Raw genomic sequence first — 16,566 nt, 5'->3', positions numbered from 1 at the left:
ACTGACCCCAGCAACCGAACTGACCCCAGCAACCGAACTGACCCCAGCAACCGAACTGACCCCAGCAACCGAACTGACCCCAGCAACCGAACTGACCCCAGCAACCGAACTGAAACCCACGCACACTACTCCACCCACTTTAATTCCCCCCTCGTAGCTCCTTAATAAAAAGGATGCTTTAGGAATATACTATTACCTCACATCATCTAATCAACAATCTTTTCCCTTGTCAGCGTGGATGCACTCTAAACTATTACCTATCCTGATGAAAAATTACTATTACTCCCAATCTCCATTTAATGATACTTAGGGAATAACACTAAATAGTTCTAAGTGTAAAATATCCTAAGTGATATAACACTTATAGCTATTTGACAGTATGTAGTATCATCTGAAATGAAAGTGAATGCATTCCACTTACAGATCAGATGTTACTTGCTGCATTAAATTAATAATCATTTAATTCAATCACATTATGGAAATCAATTACAAAGTAGCAGAAGTAGAATTATGTTACAAACCAACAGCTAAAAGACTACATAAGATAACAGGCTCTGCCGATGCTTACAAGGTCTTACTCCCTACATTTAAGGAAGGAACTATCTGTTACAAGGAATATTTTAAGATCTTATTTCTGAACCAAGCTAATCAGGTCTTTGGCTACACCCTCATATCAGAGGGAGGATTAACTACAACAGATGTTGATGTAAGAGTAATCTTACAGGCTGCATTGCTTACCAATTCAGTAGCTATCATCCTTGCACACAACCACCCAAGTGGTAACATGAAGCCAAGTCAGCAGGACATTGAGATAACACAGCAGGTTAAGAAAGCTGCCAAACTCATGCGGATTGAAGTTTTAGACCACCTCATTCTTTCGGATGTAGGATATTACAGCTTTTCTGATGAAGGGCAGTTGTAGGACTTCCTATATATAATAAGGCGAAGGGCATTCAATTTCTAAGTTGGGTGTCCTAACTTACATAAGCTGAATGTTCGTTCAGCATTTGTAACCAACTATTAAAATTTGTAAACATGAAGACCTATATAGCATATCTAAGGCAATCCACCATGAAACAACAACTATCTGGTTTAGGAGTGGAAGCACAACGGGAGATTATACATAATTATGTAAGGAACAAACCTATACTTGCCGAATACATTGAGACAGAGAGTGGGAAGAAGTCTAACAGACCCCAACTTCTCACAGCTTTGGCTATGTGCAGGAAAACTAACTCTGTTCTGATTGTCGCCAAACTGGATAGGTTGTCAAGGAATGTAGCATTTACATCTAAGCTACTGGAATCAGATGTTGAGATTGTCTTCTGTGACTTCCCACAGGCTAACAGATTAATCTTACATATCATTAGTAGCATCGCAGAGTACGAAGCTGGGTTAATCAGCCAGAGAACCAGACAATCCTTACAAGCTAAGAAGGCAAGAGGAATCAAGTTAGGCAAGTCTGACAACTTAATGAATAAGTTTGAACAAGCTATCTACAATAGTTCCCGTACCAATAAGGCTAAAGCTGATAACAACCCCAATAATATGAGGGCAATAGCTTTACTACGGTCACTGTCAACGCAGGGAAAATCATTATCCGAAATGACTGACCTACTAAATGAGCAAGGCTTTGTTACATCTAAAGGTTGTCAGTTCCAGATTACCCAAGTTAAACGACTTCTTATCAGAGCAGGACTTACCATTTAATAAACATAGTTCTTGCCAATTCAAACGTTTTTAGTAACTTTGCATCGTAATCCCTTACACCTGAAACGTTAGGTCACTGAGGGAGGACATATTTTAGTTAACGATGAGCGTTTGACATATTATCCCTTATTGGAATCTGGACAATTTCAACTACTAAGGATAATAGGCAAGAACGCTCACGTCAGTGCTATATATCTACTACTAAGTAGTTTATATAACAGTCTGGCGTGAGCTATTGTTTATTATTTAGTAGTGGGTCGTCCAGAACCTCAATAAGATAATATTCAATAGTTTCACGCCTTCATTGTTTAGTACTGATTAATTAACTAAATTTTAAATGATATGAGAACAATTAGATTATTCGCAACCTTATTAGTGGTTGCATTGTGTACAGGTTTTACATCGTGTAGCGATGATAGTGAAGAACAGGAGGGTGATCAAACATTAACCCTGTTAGTTGGCACTTGGGAATATACTCATGAATGGAGTAACACTAATGGAGGGACAGATGTCGTCGTTTACACCTATCAATTCAATGCTGATAAGAGCTATGCCTATACTGAAACAAGCGATACAAGTTGGCATGACTATGAAGAGAATGGAACTTATAACTACTACCAAGATACTAAGAAACTAACTCTTGGTGATGAGACTGGCTCTTATGCTGTTACTATATTAGAAATTTCAGACAATAAGCTGATTATTGATGATGATGGTGACGTAGAAGAATATACCCGTAAGAAATAACCCCCATTTTTGAATAGCTAAAAGACATCATGGGAGATTCTTTCTCCTTTGATGCTTCTTATAACAGAATAAGAGCTATATGTTTAGAGAGTACGGCATTTGAGGAAACTCATATGCAACCTTTAATATTAATCAACAAATTATTAAACAATGAGAGCATTTAAATTAATCGGAATGACCTTATTAATGGTCTTGTGTGCTGTAAACTTTACAGCTTGTAGTGACGATGACGATGAAACAGTCAGCAACCCCAATGACATTATTGGTAAATGGGAATTGACATGGACTAAGGGTTGGGAACTGAATGATGACGGTCACAAAGAATATTGGGATGAAGCTGATAGTGGACTATATTTCGTCTTTAAGGATGATGGGACAGGCTATCACTATGAAGACTACGGTTCTAACGCCTACTTCAATTGGAAGCTGGAAGGTAATCAGTTACACGTTACCTATACCCAATTCGATGGTGCAGACATCTACAAGGTTGAGGAACTTAATTCATCGACCTTAAAGATAACAAGTACAGATGATGATGAAGTAGATACTTCAACCTACAAGAAGATAGCTGGATAAGAGCTATATATTTAGGAAGAACAGCATTTGAGGAAACTCTTATGCTGTTTTTTTCATTATAAGCTAATCTTTACTACCTTTGCAGTACAAATAATGTGTTCTTTGGTTTAGTGTACATTAAATTACTGTAAGACCATTAGCAGCAAACGCTTGATTGTGCATAAGAGCATCTTTAAACGTTACATGTTCACATAGTAAACCTTACACGAGTTGTAGAATTACTTAGAGGTGGAATCGTGGTCTGTTGATAGGCACATATCATAATCAATTAGTTTTAATTAATATAAATGATTATGAACAAATATAACCTATCAGAAAGAATGTTCGATAGAACTAATTCTTTCATTATATCAGCTAATATGGTGTCTAAAATCTCTAATAAGGAGGTTGTTAAACATTTAGTAAAGGACTTCTTCCATTTTAGGGTAACATTCACTAAAGCATTTGATGCAGTACGAGATGATGTTACAAATTTAACTAAGGTTGAGTTTGTAAAAGTTACTTTCAATAAGGTTAATGAAACCCATTTTAAGCTGGATTTAGAGAGGGTTACCTCATTGAATGAGTTGGCTAAATCATATTTCATCATTAATGATGTCAATGCTGCAATAGCTGCACTCATTTGTAAGGCAGCCCACCCTAACATATCTATAAATTCTTTCTTCTATAGGTGTGGTTATATTGATTCTATGTCGGGAATGATTGGGGCGGCAACGCTTCCATTAACCCCGAAGACAATAACAATACCTGATGAGGAAACTTTAGAAGCTTTACGGGAAGAATATTACCGTAAGCAGGAGGAAGCTATGAATATAGACATTCCCATAGACTGCGTAGTTGAAACGGCAGAGGATGCAGGATATAAGTTCTTGCCTGATGATGTCGAAGATGCTATCATTGTCGAATGATCAAAGTTAGAGACATTTAGAGATAACTTTAAATCAAAATAACGCAAGTAACATAATGTACACGTCCGAGACACATTATTTGTTCTTACCCAATTGGGAGAAATCACCGAGTAAAACTAAAGTGGTCTATAACGCCCCTACCTCTATAATTCATATTTAACAATTAGAACCTACCTTATATTACATTGATTTACAGCTAATTATTTAGTCAATAATGTTTTTAGCTTAATCAACATCGACGAGTTCGACCAGATCAGCGTCAGCCAGCAAGGTTTCCTGAAACATCTGTTGCAAAAACCCGTAGCCAACCTGCGGAAACCTTATGGAACCGCCATTCAGGAGATACGCCGCTACGCCTCCTTCATAGGCACCAGCAATCAAAAAGATTTGCTGACCGATCCCAGCGGCAGTCGCCGCTTCATCTGTATCGAAGTAACCGGCCCCATCAACACCAACGTCACCATCAACTACCGCCAACTCTATGCCCAGGCCATGACTGCCATTTCGCAAGGTGAACGCTACTGGCTGGACGACACCGACGAGGCCATTCTGAAGCAGAGCAATCAAGAGTTTGAACAACCTACTCCATTGGAACAACTCTTCCTGTGCCACTTCCAGGCGGCACAAACAGAAGACGAAGGAACGTGGATGACACCGATGGAAATACTTTCTTTTCTCCAGAAAAAGACCAAAGACCGATTAGCCATCAACAAAGTCGCGTACTTCGGGCGTGCACTCCGCAAACTTGGAATCAGTAGCCGCAGAAGAAACCGGGGAACGGAATATCACGTAATAATAAATGAAACGGCATTTCAGTAAAATGCAAATAAATTTGCTACTGCACTCGGTTTACACTATCTTTGCGTTTCAAATCAAGTAGATTATGAAAAAAGAAAGCCAAGTGATATTCGACCGTAATGTAGTGGAATTCGTCACCGTAGCTGCTGAATTCTGCAAATTCCTGGAGCAGGCGGAAACGATGAAACGTGACATATTTGTCGATACCTCATTAAAGATACTTCCGTTGCTCTACCTCAAGGCGGCCATGTTGCCCGAAACAGAAATAATAGGCGACGACGCTCCTGAAAGCTACGTAACGGAAGAAACGTATGAAGTGCTCCGCATCAACCTTGCCGGGATTCTTGCCGAAAAAGATGACTATCTGGACGTGTTCATACAAGATATGGTTTATAGCGACCAGCCTATCAAGAAGAATATTTCCGAAGACCTGGCAGATATTTACCAGGCCATCAAAGATTTCATTTTCGTCTTCCAGTTGGGATTGAACGAAACAATGAACGACTCCCTGGCTATCTGTCAGGAACAGTTCAAAGAATACTGGGGGCAAACCCTGGTAAACACACTTCGCGCATTGCACGACGTAAAATACCGCCAGTCTGAAGAAGACGAACCGGAAGAAGATGATTGCGACGATGATGATTGCCATTGTCATGGACATCACCATCATGAATAAAGACTTAAATTATGGTTATTAAAAAAACGATTAAAAAGGAAGATATCAAAGAGATGCCCAAAGTACTCTTTCCGGGACGAATACATCTTGTACAAACCCCCTGGGAAGCGGAAAAAGCAGTGACTTATCTTAAGAAGTATTCTCTGTTGGGAATTGACAGCGAAACCCGCCCGTCATTCACCAAAGGGCAATCACATAAGGTAGCCTTACTGCAAGTATCCTCTGAAGAAGACTGCTTCCTTTTCCGCCTGAACCTTACCGGCCTGACGCTTCCGATTATTTCATTGCTGGAAAGTCCGTCAGTTACCAAAGTCGGCCTTTCGCTGCGCGACGACTTTATGATGCTGCACAAGCGCGCTCCTTTTGAACAACGTTCCTGTATCGAGTTGCAAGAATATGTCCGTATGTTCGGCATACAGGACAAGAGCCTGCAAAAAATCTATGGTATCCTGTTCGGTGAGAAAATATCTAAATCACAACGTCTCTCCAACTGGGAAGCTGAGCATCTGACCGAGCCTCAAAAGCAGTATGCAGCTACCGATGCATGGGCATGCCTCAATATATACAACCGATTGCAGGAATTAAAAGTTACCGGTGACTATGAATTGGAACCGGATGAACCGCTCAACCAGGAATCATTAATCACTAACCCATAATCGCTAATCACTAATCGCATGTACAAAGTATATCTCAAATCCGGCAAAGAAGAGTCATTAAAACGTTTCCATCCCTGGGTGTTTTCAGGTGCCATCGCCCACTTCGACGGTGAACCCGAAGAAGGTGAAGTAGTTGAAATCTATACTTCCAAGAAGGAATTCATAGCCAAGGGACATTTCCAAATAGGCAGCATCGCCGTGCGCGTGCTTTCTTTTCATCAGGATGAAGCTATTGATTCTGATTTTTGGAAACGCAAACTCAGTATTGCCTATGAGATGCGTCGCAGCATTGGTATTGCTGAAAATCCGACTAATAACACTTACAGACTGGTACATGGCGAGGGGGATAACCTTCCCGGGTTGATCATTGATATTTATGCCCGCACGGCTGTAATGCAAGCACACTCTGCCGGTATGCACCTCGACCGCATGGAAATAGCCAATGCCCTGAGTGAAGTGATGGGTGATAAAATAGAGAATATCTATTATAAATCAGAAACGACTCTCCCCTTCAAAGCCGACCTCTACCCTGAGAATGGATTCCTGAAAGGTGGCAGCACAGATAATGTGGCAATGGAATATGGCTTAAAATTCCATATCGACTGGCTGAAAGGACAAAAAACGGGCTTCTTCGTGGATCAACGCGAGAACCGCGCACTGCTGGAACGCTATGCTAACGGACGTTCTGTGCTGAATATGTTCTGTTATACCGGTGGCTTCTCTGTTTATGGTATGCGTGGTAATGCCGAACTGGTACATTCTGTAGACAGTTCCGCCAAGGCTATTGACCTCACGAACAAGAATGTTGAACTGAATTTCCCCGGTGATACCCGCCATGCCGCTTTTGCCGAAGATGCTTTCAAATATCTGGATCGTATGGGCGACCAGTACGATCTGATAGTTCTGGATCCACCCGCATTTGCCAAGCATCGCGATGCCTTGCGCAATGCGTTGCAAGGTTACCGCAAGCTGAATGTGAAAGCTTTCGAAAAGATCAAACCGGGCGGTATTCTATTCACCTTCTCCTGCTCACAAGCTGTCAGCAAAGAAAACTTCCGCACGGCGGTCTTTACGGCTGCCGCAATGTCAGGTCGCAGTGTACGTATTCTGCACCAACTGACGCAACCGGCTGACCATCCGGTAAGTATTTACCACCCCGAAGGAGAATACCTGAAAGGGTTGGTGCTGTATGTAGAATAAATCCTCTTGTATATTTATTTTTCACCTATCGTATAATCCGACTCATTCTTCACTCCGATTATCTGTCTTTGATTGATATCGGCGTGGAAGAGTGCGTCCAGTTCTTTCCAGGTCAACTGTTCGGTAGGCTGAAAAGCATCAGACTTTATATACCGAAGTAAGGATGTACGAAACTGATTGCCTTCAGGTGTCCCTGCAATGGCTTGCAGATCGGTCATGCAAACTAACAGTTTTCCCTTTCCTACAGCAAATTCAAAGACCAGCCCCAGCTTATGGTTGCGCTCAATGTTATCGATCACCTGAATAAGCGGACGATACTCACCACGGGTTGCATTCAGTATCATGGGACGGGAATTACGGGTAATACTCCACCATTGCCAATCACTGTGATATTCAGTCGGAAAGTATTTCAATAACGGATGTCCGGGATCAGTCAATATGGAAAGTGTACCGGGAGAAACTTCTTTTCCGGCATTTTCCGAAATAGTCTTAAACATGGAGTAATTCCAGTAATCAGGGGTAAACATTCCTCCAACACTCTGTGCTACAATACTGTCATGATCGGGAATCAACAGAACGGACGCTCCGCTTTCCAACCTTTTTCGCAGATCATCGTTCAGGAAAGAAGCCACATGAACAGAACCTTCCGACTCGGCAGTTTCATCAGGATATACCCAAAGATGATAATAGTTACGATACTTACCGGTGGTCAATGTCAGTGTCAGGCGTTGAGCTTCTTTCAGTCCGGAAAGTGAAAGATCAATACTGCCCGCCTTTCCTACTTTGCCCTGAGGAATGGAGGCCATGAGTATTCCATCACGTTTCCATACCCCATTATCAGATACTAAACTCCAGCGGACAGGCTCATTCCAATCGCCTTCCACATAATTAGAAAGAGCAACATCTATGTGAAGCGGCTGAGTATTCAGCCAACAATGATCCTTCATCAATGCCAAAGGAACAAGAGGTGCACAGAAACCATAAAAAGTTTCGGGAGCAACGATACCCTTACTATCCATAAAAGCATCCAGAATACCCACTAATGCGGAACCTTGTCCGGGATAATCCTGCAAATCGAGCAACTGGAAGCCACCAAAACCGGGAGTACGGAAAGCATATTCCATATCTGCCTTGTAACATTCAATGGAAAAGTGTCCGGTAGCCTGGTGAAAAGTTTTTGCCTGAGAAGAAAGATGGTTCTCTTTCAGACGATCACGAAAAATCTCAAGATTATAAGGACGAAGCACCCCAGTATATTTCTCTATCTGACCGTAATCGGGATAGATTTGAAACTGACAGTTTTCATGCCCCACTACAGGACGGGGGCAGTGCGCAATGGCACCGGAATAGTCTTTATCCGTAGCCGGACGCGTATTATTCAAAATGCCACCCTTCTCAGCATCTACGTACGCAAAAGAAGCACGTACATGAGTCGTATATCCATCTCCACCGCCTACACGGCAGGTCACAAAGAAATCTTCTCCATCCTGCGGCCCTTTCCAACCAAGGCTATTATTGGAACCGAAGCAATACAAATGACGATTATCCCGATTGCGGAAATCATCGAGCCATTCACGCACCACATCTATCTCCACATCCAATTCATTACCCAAACCCAGCATCATAAATGAAGGATGATTCCCAAAGTGTTCCAGCAACATATCCCCTTCCTTTTTCAGAAAATCGTTCAGAACCGTATTTTCACGCTTGATATACCCCCACAAAGGCAACTCAATCTGATAATAGATACCTTCGATATCGGCAGCCTCCAGCGCAGCACGCGGCGGAGTAAAAGAATGACAGCGATAATGATTAATACCGTATTGTTTAGCTATGCGGAATACACGCTGCCAGGACGCTACATCCATCGGACCATAACCGGTCAGGGGAAAAACACAGGCATCATGTTTCCCACGCAAAAAAGTTTTATAACCATTTATCACAAATTGCGTACCCTCCACTTCAAACTTGCGCATACCGAAATCTACCATCCGGCTATCCCGGTTTTTCCCGGCATGGAGCGTAATGTTCAGTTTGTAAAGTGCGGGATGAAATTCACTCCACAGTAATGGTTTATCACCCATATTCACAGGAAGCTCAATCCGGTTTCGTCCTTTCTTCAATTGCACGGCAAGTTGCCGGGGAGACAAGGTGTGTGTGTCAGAAGTATTCCAGGCATATCCATTGACATCCAGTATCGCTTTTCCGTCTTTGTCCGCATCGACTTCCACTATAACTAATGCTTGTTTCTTATCCACTTCCGGATATACCTGTACCGACTGAATATAAGAAACAGGAACTGCCTCGATATAAAATTCTCCCAGAATGCCGTTCCAATTCGTTTGCGTAGCATCTGTCCAGGCATGAGAACCCTGTATTTCTTTAGGGACAGAAGTCGGTGAGTTATCAATCCTGATTTTCAGCTGATGCTTTCCTACTGCCAGGGCAGGTAGCTCATACCGGTGAGGCGCATACAGATGACCATAGCTACCGATGCTGTCACCATCTACCCACAAAGTGCTCGGTTTGGTACGCTCCATCATCAAAAACAGTTTCTTACCCCGGAAACTCTCAGGGATATTTATTTCACGGGTATAAATCACCTTACCACTATAAGGATAGAGACGTGTTAACTGATACGTCACCAGCGTATCCCGGTTTCTTTCACCCAGTCGGTTTTCATCTGTCGTACCGGGCAGGCGACAGGTGCCTAAAGAACTCTCCCACTCTCCCGCTAACTGGATTTGCTCCCGCAAAGAAGTGTAACCTTGTGCAGTAATCTGTGCCATCATGCTCATACATAACGCAGCAGTCAATAAGATTCTGTTTTTCATCATTTCTCGATTTATGAAGCAAAGGTAAGCAAGGGATAGAAGATTAACTAATACTATCTTTGCCAAAAATGCACTTTACTCTCTCATAAATAGGACAAAAGCCGCCCTGTAATCTAAAAGATGTTAAACCAAAGAAGAAAATTAGTAAAACGTTATGTTGTATAACATAAAACCTCTACATTTGCACTGTGTTTTTCATGGTATTAGATTTAAGGTTAATAAAGATTGGCTGTCTGGGATAGATAGCCTTCTTTTTTTTTATACATAAACGTGCTCACCCAATCAACGAAAATATTATATTTGCATTTATTATTTAATGTGAAAAGAAAACACACAAATTAGAAAAGTCATGAGTATAAAAGTTCGTTTGATTATCATGAACTTCCTGCAATTCTTTGTATGGGGGTCATGGTTAATTTCATTAGGAGGTTACATGGGTAGAGAACTACACTTCGAAGGAGGCCAAATCGGCGCAATCTTCGCAACCATGGGCATTGCCTCTCTAATCATGCCCGGCATCATTGGTATCATCGCCGATAAATGGTTCAACGCTGAACGTTTATACGGACTTTGCCACATTATAGGAGCCGCATGCCTTTTCTATGCCTCTACCGCTACGGGATATGACCAGATGTATTGGGCAATGTTACTCAATTTATTGGTATATATGCCTACTTTATCACTGGCCAATACAGTTTCGTACAATTCACTTGAACAATATAAGTGTGATCTGATCAAGGATTTCCCACCCATTCGCGTATGGGGAACCATTGGGTTTATCTGTGCGATGTGGGCAGTAGACCTTACCGGATTCAAGAATTCAAGCGCCCAACTTTATGTAGGTGGTGCATCTGCATTAATGCTGGGTCTGTATGCTTTCACCCTGCCGGCATGTAAACCTGCCAAGACCGGAAACAAATCACTGCTTTCTTCTTTAGGACTGGATGCATTTGTATTATTCAAAAGAAAGAAAATGGCTATTTTCTTCTTGTTTTCCATGCTTCTGGGAGCAGCGTTGCAGATTACCAATACGTATGGTGACCTTTTCCTGGGTAGTTTTGCCAGTATTCCGGAATACGCAGATTCCTTTGGCGTGAAACATTCGGTTATCCTGCTATCCATCTCACAAATGTCCGAAACATTATTTATTCTTGCCATACCTTTCTTCCTGAGACATTTCGGAATCAAGCAGGTTATGCTGATCAGTATGTTTGCATGGGTATTCCGGTTCGGATTGTTCGGCTTTGGAGATCCGGGATCCGGTTTGTGGATGTTAATCCTATCCATGATTGTTTATGGCATGGCATTCGATTTCTTCAACATTTCGGGTTCGTTGTTTGTTGAACAAGAAACCAATTCCAATATCCGCGCCAGTGCCCAGGGATTATTCTTTATGATGACTAACGGTTTGGGCGCCATTATTGGAGGATATGCCAGCGGTGCCGTGGTAGATGCTTTCTCTGTATATGCCGACGGCAAACTGGTAAGTCGTGAGTGGCCTGAGATTTGGCTTATTTTTGCTGCTTACGCCCTGGTCATCGGTATATTGTTCGCCTTGGTGTTCAAGTACAAGCACCAGCCGGAAGAAGCAGTAAATAAAAAGTAAGTAAGCAAGTGGTTGGCAGTTGTCACCACTCAGAAAAAGATTATGGATAAAAAGAAAAAAATAGAACTGGAAGTACTAAACATCTCCAACAGTCAGGAACAGGCAGGAGCTTATGCCCTCGTATTGGGAGAAGTGGAGGGTGCCCGTCAATTACCGGTTATCATCGGTGCGGCAGAAGCACAAGCGATGTTAATCAGCCTGAAGGGAATTGTTCCGCCACGCCCGTTGACCCACAACCTTTTCGCTTCATGTCTGGAAGTATTAGGGGTAAACATGATGCGTGCCCTTATCTACAGGGTAGACAACGGTGTATTCTATTCTTATATCTATCTGAAAGCAGACGATGCTATCATTCGTATGGACGCCCGTACATCAGATGCAGTCGCAATGGCTTTACGAATGAAAGCTCCGATCTTTATCTACGAAGAAATTCTGGAGTCGGAACAACTTAAAACCGGAAAGGAAAGCGAAGCGGGAAGCGTAGCTCCTATAGGAGAGAATCCTTCTCCATACGAAGATGAATTCTTCCATGGAGATACAATGGAAATGCTGCAAAAAGCTTTGCAGGAAGCTATAGCCAATGAGAATTACGAACGCGCCGCCCACATCAGGGATGAAATTTCCAAACGAAAAGAACAGCAATAAACTTATGCACGTATTCTATACACCCGACATACAAACCCGTGCCGAACTTCCCGAAGAAGAAGCCCAGCACTGCGTCCGCGTACTGCGCCTTAATATCGGTGATCAGATTACGCTGACGGACGGTAAAGGTAATTTCTATCGCGCAGAAATCAGTGCCGCCACCAATAAACGTTGCATGGTAAACATCCTGGAAACCATTTATCAGGAACCTTTATGGAACGGGCATCTGCACATTGCAATGGCCCCTACCAAGAATATGGACCGTACAGAATGGTTTGCAGAAAAAGCTACTGAAATAGGCTTCGATGAACTGACTTTCCTGAACTGTCGTTTCTCTGAACGGAAAGTCATCAAAACAGAGCGTATCAGCAAGATATTGGTATCTGCCATCAAACAATCCCTCAAAGCACGTTTGCCACAACTGAACGAGATGACGGATTTCAATAAGTTCATCACACAGCCATTCAAAGGGCAAAAGTTCATTGCGCACTGTTACGAAGGAGAAAAGCCGCTGCTGAAAGATGTGTTCCGCAAAGGAGAAGATGCACTGGTATTGATAGGTCCGGAAGGGGATTTCAGTGAAGAAGAAGTACGAAAGGCTATAGAAAACGGCTTTACTCCCATCAGTCTGGGTAAGTCGAGGCTACGCACAGAGACGGCTGCTTTGGTGGCTTGCCATACACTGAACTTGCAAAATCAATGATAATCACATTTTAATAAGAATTGTATGAAGAAAAGTTTGTTTCCCCGTTTGGCGTTGATGGCTGTAGTGATAGCTCTTGTCAGCGCATGTTCCGAGAAGAAGTTCGAATATACGAATGTTATTCCTGCCAATGCCTCTACGGTAGTCAGTATCAACATGAAATCATTGGTTGATAAAGCAGGGCTCAATGACAAGGAGAACAAAGAAGCGCAGCAAAAGCTGACGGATGCTATGAAGAGTGGCATGAATGCCGCAACATTCCAGCAAGTGGAAATGATAATGAAAGATCCGAAGAAATCGGGAATCGACGTATCGGCACCTTTATACGTTTTCAATACTGAGACATTTCCCACTACTGTAATTGCAAAAGTCAGCAACGAGGACGACCTGCACGCACTGCTGGAAACATTAGAGAAAGAGAAAGTTTGTCAGCCCCTGGCAAGTGGAGATGGCTTTCAGTTCACGCAAATGGGTAATCAGGTATTCATGGCATACACTCCTTCAGTACTTATGCTAACTAATTACAAAGGTACTACCCAACTTGAAAAAATCAAGCAAGATATTCCTGCACTGCTGAAACAGACCAATGAAAACAGTATTGTTTCAACTGCCGTTTTCAAGAAAATGCAGAAAATGGGTGGAGATATCGATGCTATGTTCTCTCCGGCAAGCCTGATGGGTCCTTACGCCAATATGATCAAAGAAAGTGATATGCCTTTTAACATGAAGGATCTGAAGATGTTGGGAAGTCTTTCTTTCGAAAAAGGTAAGATCAGCATGAAATATGAGAACTTCACTGAAAGTCCTGAACTGCAAGCCTTGTTCGATAAGCAAAAAAAAGCAACTTGTCCCATAGAGAATACTTTCCTGAAATATTTCCCTAAATCGACTCTGATGTATATCAGCATGGGTATCAACGGAGAGGAATTCTATAACCTGCTACTGGAGAACGAGCAATTCCAAAAGAACTTCTCCATTGCCAAGGCCAATGAAGTAAAAGAGTTGTTCGGCACATTCCAGAAAGATATGGCAATGGGGCTGATAAACTTCACAATGGACAATGCTCCCACTTTCCTGATGTACGCCAGCGTAAAGAGTGCGACACCCGTACAATTACTGTATGAAAAGAAGAATGAACTGGGCTTGAAACGTGGAGAAGATATCCTGAAACTGGGTGAGAACGAATATGTATATAAGTCCAGAATGCTGAATATATTCTTTGGTGTCCGCAATAATAGCTTGTATGCTACGAATGACGAAATGTTGTATAAGAGCATAGATAAAACTGTTAATCCTTCAATCAAAGATACCGAATTTGCATCTAATATCAAAGGAAAGAATGGTGCTTTCGTTATTAATACAGAAGCGGTTCTCGCTTTGCCGATTGTGAAAATGCTGTCGGAATACGGTGGTTCACAATATGCAACGGCTTTTGCTCTGGTTGATAAGATAGCTTATGTAGAAGCAACCGGCAATTCCAATAATGATGCAGACATGGTCATTCAGCTGAAAGACAAGAATGTAAATGCATTGAAACAGATCGTAAACTTCATCAAAGGGTTTGCAGGCATCTAATCCCGATAAATAATGGAAATCATTCATCTGCGGCAAACACTTCCCCAAGTGTTTGCCGACCGGGATGCCATCACATCCGACGTGTGGCATCAAGACCTTGTGCTACGAAAAGGAGAGCGGTATCTGATAGAAGCTGCTTCCGGCACAGGTAAATCTTCTCTATGCAGCTATATCTACGGATATCGCCGCGATTACCAGGGTATCATCAACTTTGATGAACGCAATATCCGTTCGCTCTCCATTCATGAGTGGGTGGAACTGCGGAAACATTCGCTGAGCATGCTGTTCCAGGAGCTGCGCATCTTCCCGGAACTGACAGCTTTGGAAAACGTTCAGTTGAAGAACCGACTCACCAATTATAAGAAGAAAAAAGAAATCCTTGCACTTTTTGAAACACTCGGTATCGCTGAGAAAGTAAACGAGAAAGCCGGAAAGTTGTCTTTCGGACAACAGCAACGTGTAGCCTTCATCCGTGCCCTCTGCCAACCGTTCGATTTCATCTTTCTGGATGAACCTATCAGCCACCTGGATGATGATAACGGCACACTTATGGGACGCATGCTGACCGAAGAAGCCGAACGGCAAGGCGCAGGAATAATTGTTACTTCCATTGGAAAACATATAGAATTAGAATATAATAAAGTGATGAAACTATAAATGATAATTTCAATGAACAAGCTTGTTTGGAAACTTCTTCGCCAGCACATCAGCATCGGACAATTAAGTGGCTTTTTTCTCGCCAACATCTTCGGTATGCTGATTGTACTGTTGAGCGTGCAATTTTATAAAGATGTTCTTCCCGTCTTCACGCAGGGAGACAGTTTCATGAAGAAGGATTATATCATCGCTACCAAAAAGATCAGCACTCTTGGCAGCATTACCGGACAAAGCAATACTTTTTCCAAAGATGAAATCAAGGAGCTGGAAGCACAACCTTTTACACGCAGCGTAGGCGCCTTCACACCTACCCTTTTCAAAGTATCGGCAGGGTTGGGAATGCAACAAGCCGGTATCCGTATTTCTACGGATATGTTTTTTGAATCTGTTCCCGATGCTTTTGTCGATGTCAGCCTGGACAAGTGGCACTTTGATGAAGGTACACAAACCATACCTATCATCATCCCCCGCAATTATCTGAACCTTTACAACTTTGGTTTTGCGCAAAGCCGTAACTTGCCGAAATTATCGGAAGGGGTGATGGGACTGATACAAATGGATATCAACATGCGTGGCAACGGACGTGTAGAACAATACAAAGGAAATATCGTCGGTTTCTCCAACCGGTTGAATACCATCCTTGTTCCTCAATCCTTTATGGAGTGGGCAAATCAGAATTTCTCCCCCGAACGGGAAGCGCAACCCTCCCGCCTCATCGTGGAAGTAAAGAATCCCACAGATACAGCCATCACCGACTACTTCCTACAAAAGAACTATGAAACCGAAGGAGACAATCTGGATGCCGGAAAAACAACCTATTTCCTCCGCCTCATCACAGGTATTGTTTCGGGAGTAGGACTATTTATCAGTATCTTGTCTTTTTATATTCTGATGTTAAGTGTATTCTTGCTGCTTCAGAAGAATACGGCAAAGTTAGAAAACCTGCTATTAATAGGTTACAGCCCTTCTAAAGTCGCATTGCCCTATCATGTATTGACCGTAGGCTTGAATTTACTGGTACTGCTCCTCGCCGTCATTGGTGTAGTCTGGTTAAGATCTTACTACACCGGAGTCCTGCAAACTTTTATTCCACAACTGGAAACAGGCTCTCTTCTGCCCTGTATCCTTGCCGGAAGTATCTTATTTATAGTGGTATCCGCTTTAAACATCCTCCTGATACGAAAGAAAGTTCTCTCCATCTGGAAAGGCAACAAATGATTACTGTTTTTAGGCTTCAAGAGTAGCAACTTACATTTTTATCCATACCTTTGCGCC

Annotated in this window: 15 protein-coding genes and 1 pseudogene; 15 read left to right on the top strand and 1 reads right to left on the bottom strand. The window is 42.4% G+C overall.

Going from position 1 to position 16,566, the window contains the following annotated elements; translation table 11 throughout:
- The first annotated feature begins 475 nt into the window (after positions 1-475).
- The 9 genes and pseudogenes from BN161_RS21175 to BN161_RS21135 all read left to right on the top strand — a co-directional run bounded on the left by BN161_RS21175 (position 476) and on the right by BN161_RS21135 (position 7,271).
- Positions 476-922 carry a JAB domain-containing protein gene (locus BN161_RS21175; protein ID WP_044270032.1) on the top strand — a complete coding sequence of 149 codons (447 nt, stop codon included), beginning with the start codon at positions 476-478 and terminating at the stop codon, positions 920-922.
- A gap of 113 nt (positions 923-1,035) precedes the next feature.
- The gene (locus tag BN161_RS21170; RefSeq protein ID WP_044270030.1) at positions 1,036-1,710 is read left to right on the top strand and encodes a recombinase family protein; all 675 of its coding nucleotides are present in this window, start codon (positions 1,036-1,038) and stop codon (positions 1,708-1,710) included.
- Between the two features lie 342 nt (positions 1,711-2,052).
- Positions 2,053-2,457, top strand: coding sequence for a hypothetical protein (locus tag BN161_RS21165; RefSeq protein WP_044270028.1), 405 nt, complete (start codon positions 2,053-2,055; stop codon positions 2,455-2,457).
- Positions 2,458-2,607: 150 nt separating this feature from the next.
- Positions 2,608-3,033 (top strand): lipocalin-like domain-containing protein, encoded by a 426-nt coding sequence (locus BN161_RS21160; protein WP_081743767.1) that lies wholly within the window; start codon positions 2,608-2,610, stop codon positions 3,031-3,033.
- Positions 3,034-3,326: 293 nt separating this feature from the next.
- Complete coding sequence (locus tag BN161_RS21155) at positions 3,327-3,941, top strand: hypothetical protein (RefSeq protein ID WP_125910900.1); 615 nt, start codon at positions 3,327-3,329, stop codon at positions 3,939-3,941.
- 219 nt (positions 3,942-4,160) lie between these two features.
- Positions 4,161-4,760: pseudogene (locus BN161_RS21150) on the top strand (VapE domain-containing protein); the annotation flags it as partial.
- A 64-nt stretch (positions 4,761-4,824) separates the two neighbouring features.
- Positions 4,825-5,415 carry a DUF5063 domain-containing protein gene (locus BN161_RS21145; RefSeq protein WP_044270019.1) on the top strand — a complete coding sequence of 197 codons (591 nt, stop codon included), beginning with the start codon at positions 4,825-4,827 and terminating at the stop codon, positions 5,413-5,415.
- An 11-nt stretch (positions 5,416-5,426) separates the two neighbouring features.
- Positions 5,427-6,071, top strand: coding sequence for a 3'-5' exonuclease (locus BN161_RS21140; RefSeq protein ID WP_044270017.1), 645 nt, complete (start codon positions 5,427-5,429; stop codon positions 6,069-6,071).
- Between the two features lie 18 nt (positions 6,072-6,089).
- Complete coding sequence (locus BN161_RS21135; RefSeq protein ID WP_007215524.1) at positions 6,090-7,271, top strand: class I SAM-dependent rRNA methyltransferase; 1,182 nt, start codon at positions 6,090-6,092, stop codon at positions 7,269-7,271.
- 14 nt (positions 7,272-7,285) lie between these two features.
- On the opposite strand, the gene BN161_RS21130 is transcribed toward BN161_RS21135, so the two are convergent.
- Positions 7,286-10,105, bottom strand: coding sequence for a glycoside hydrolase family 2 protein (locus tag BN161_RS21130; RefSeq protein WP_052356385.1), 2,820 nt, complete (start codon positions 10,103-10,105; stop codon positions 7,286-7,288).
- A gap of 349 nt (positions 10,106-10,454) precedes the next feature.
- Between BN161_RS21130 and BN161_RS21125 the strand changes: the two genes are divergently transcribed.
- From BN161_RS21125 to BN161_RS21100, 6 genes are read left to right on the top strand one after another with little or no spacing between them, the layout of a single operon-like run.
- Positions 10,455-11,711: a nucleoside permease gene (locus tag BN161_RS21125; RefSeq protein WP_044270013.1), complete on the top strand. Its 1,257-nt coding sequence runs from the start codon at positions 10,455-10,457 to the stop codon at positions 11,709-11,711.
- A 42-nt stretch (positions 11,712-11,753) separates the two neighbouring features.
- Positions 11,754-12,356, top strand: coding sequence for a bifunctional nuclease family protein (locus tag BN161_RS21120; protein ID WP_044270011.1), 603 nt, complete (start codon positions 11,754-11,756; stop codon positions 12,354-12,356).
- Between the two features lie 4 nt (positions 12,357-12,360).
- Positions 12,361-13,059 (top strand): 16S rRNA (uracil(1498)-N(3))-methyltransferase, encoded by a 699-nt coding sequence (locus BN161_RS21115; RefSeq protein ID WP_044270040.1) that lies wholly within the window; start codon positions 12,361-12,363, stop codon positions 13,057-13,059.
- A gap of 24 nt (positions 13,060-13,083) precedes the next feature.
- On the top strand, positions 13,084-14,634 hold the full coding sequence (locus tag BN161_RS21110; RefSeq protein ID WP_044270009.1) for a DUF4836 family protein: 1,551 nt from the start codon (positions 13,084-13,086) through the stop codon (positions 14,632-14,634).
- A gap of 12 nt (positions 14,635-14,646) precedes the next feature.
- Positions 14,647-15,291: an ATP-binding cassette domain-containing protein gene (locus BN161_RS21105; protein ID WP_007215518.1), complete on the top strand. Its 645-nt coding sequence runs from the start codon at positions 14,647-14,649 to the stop codon at positions 15,289-15,291.
- Between the two features lie 12 nt (positions 15,292-15,303).
- Entirely contained in the window at positions 15,304-16,509 is a 1,206-nt protein-coding gene (locus BN161_RS21100; protein WP_044270038.1) for a hypothetical protein, read from the top strand.
- Positions 16,510-16,566: the final 57 nt, after the last annotated feature.

Origin of the sequence: Bacteroides timonensis, assembly GCF_000513195.1 — a bacterium.
Lineage (GTDB): Bacteria > Bacteroidota > Bacteroidia > Bacteroidales > Bacteroidaceae > Bacteroides > Bacteroides timonensis.
Note: the sequence above shows the minus strand (reverse complement) of the source record. Positions and strands in the feature narration are given on the sequence as shown.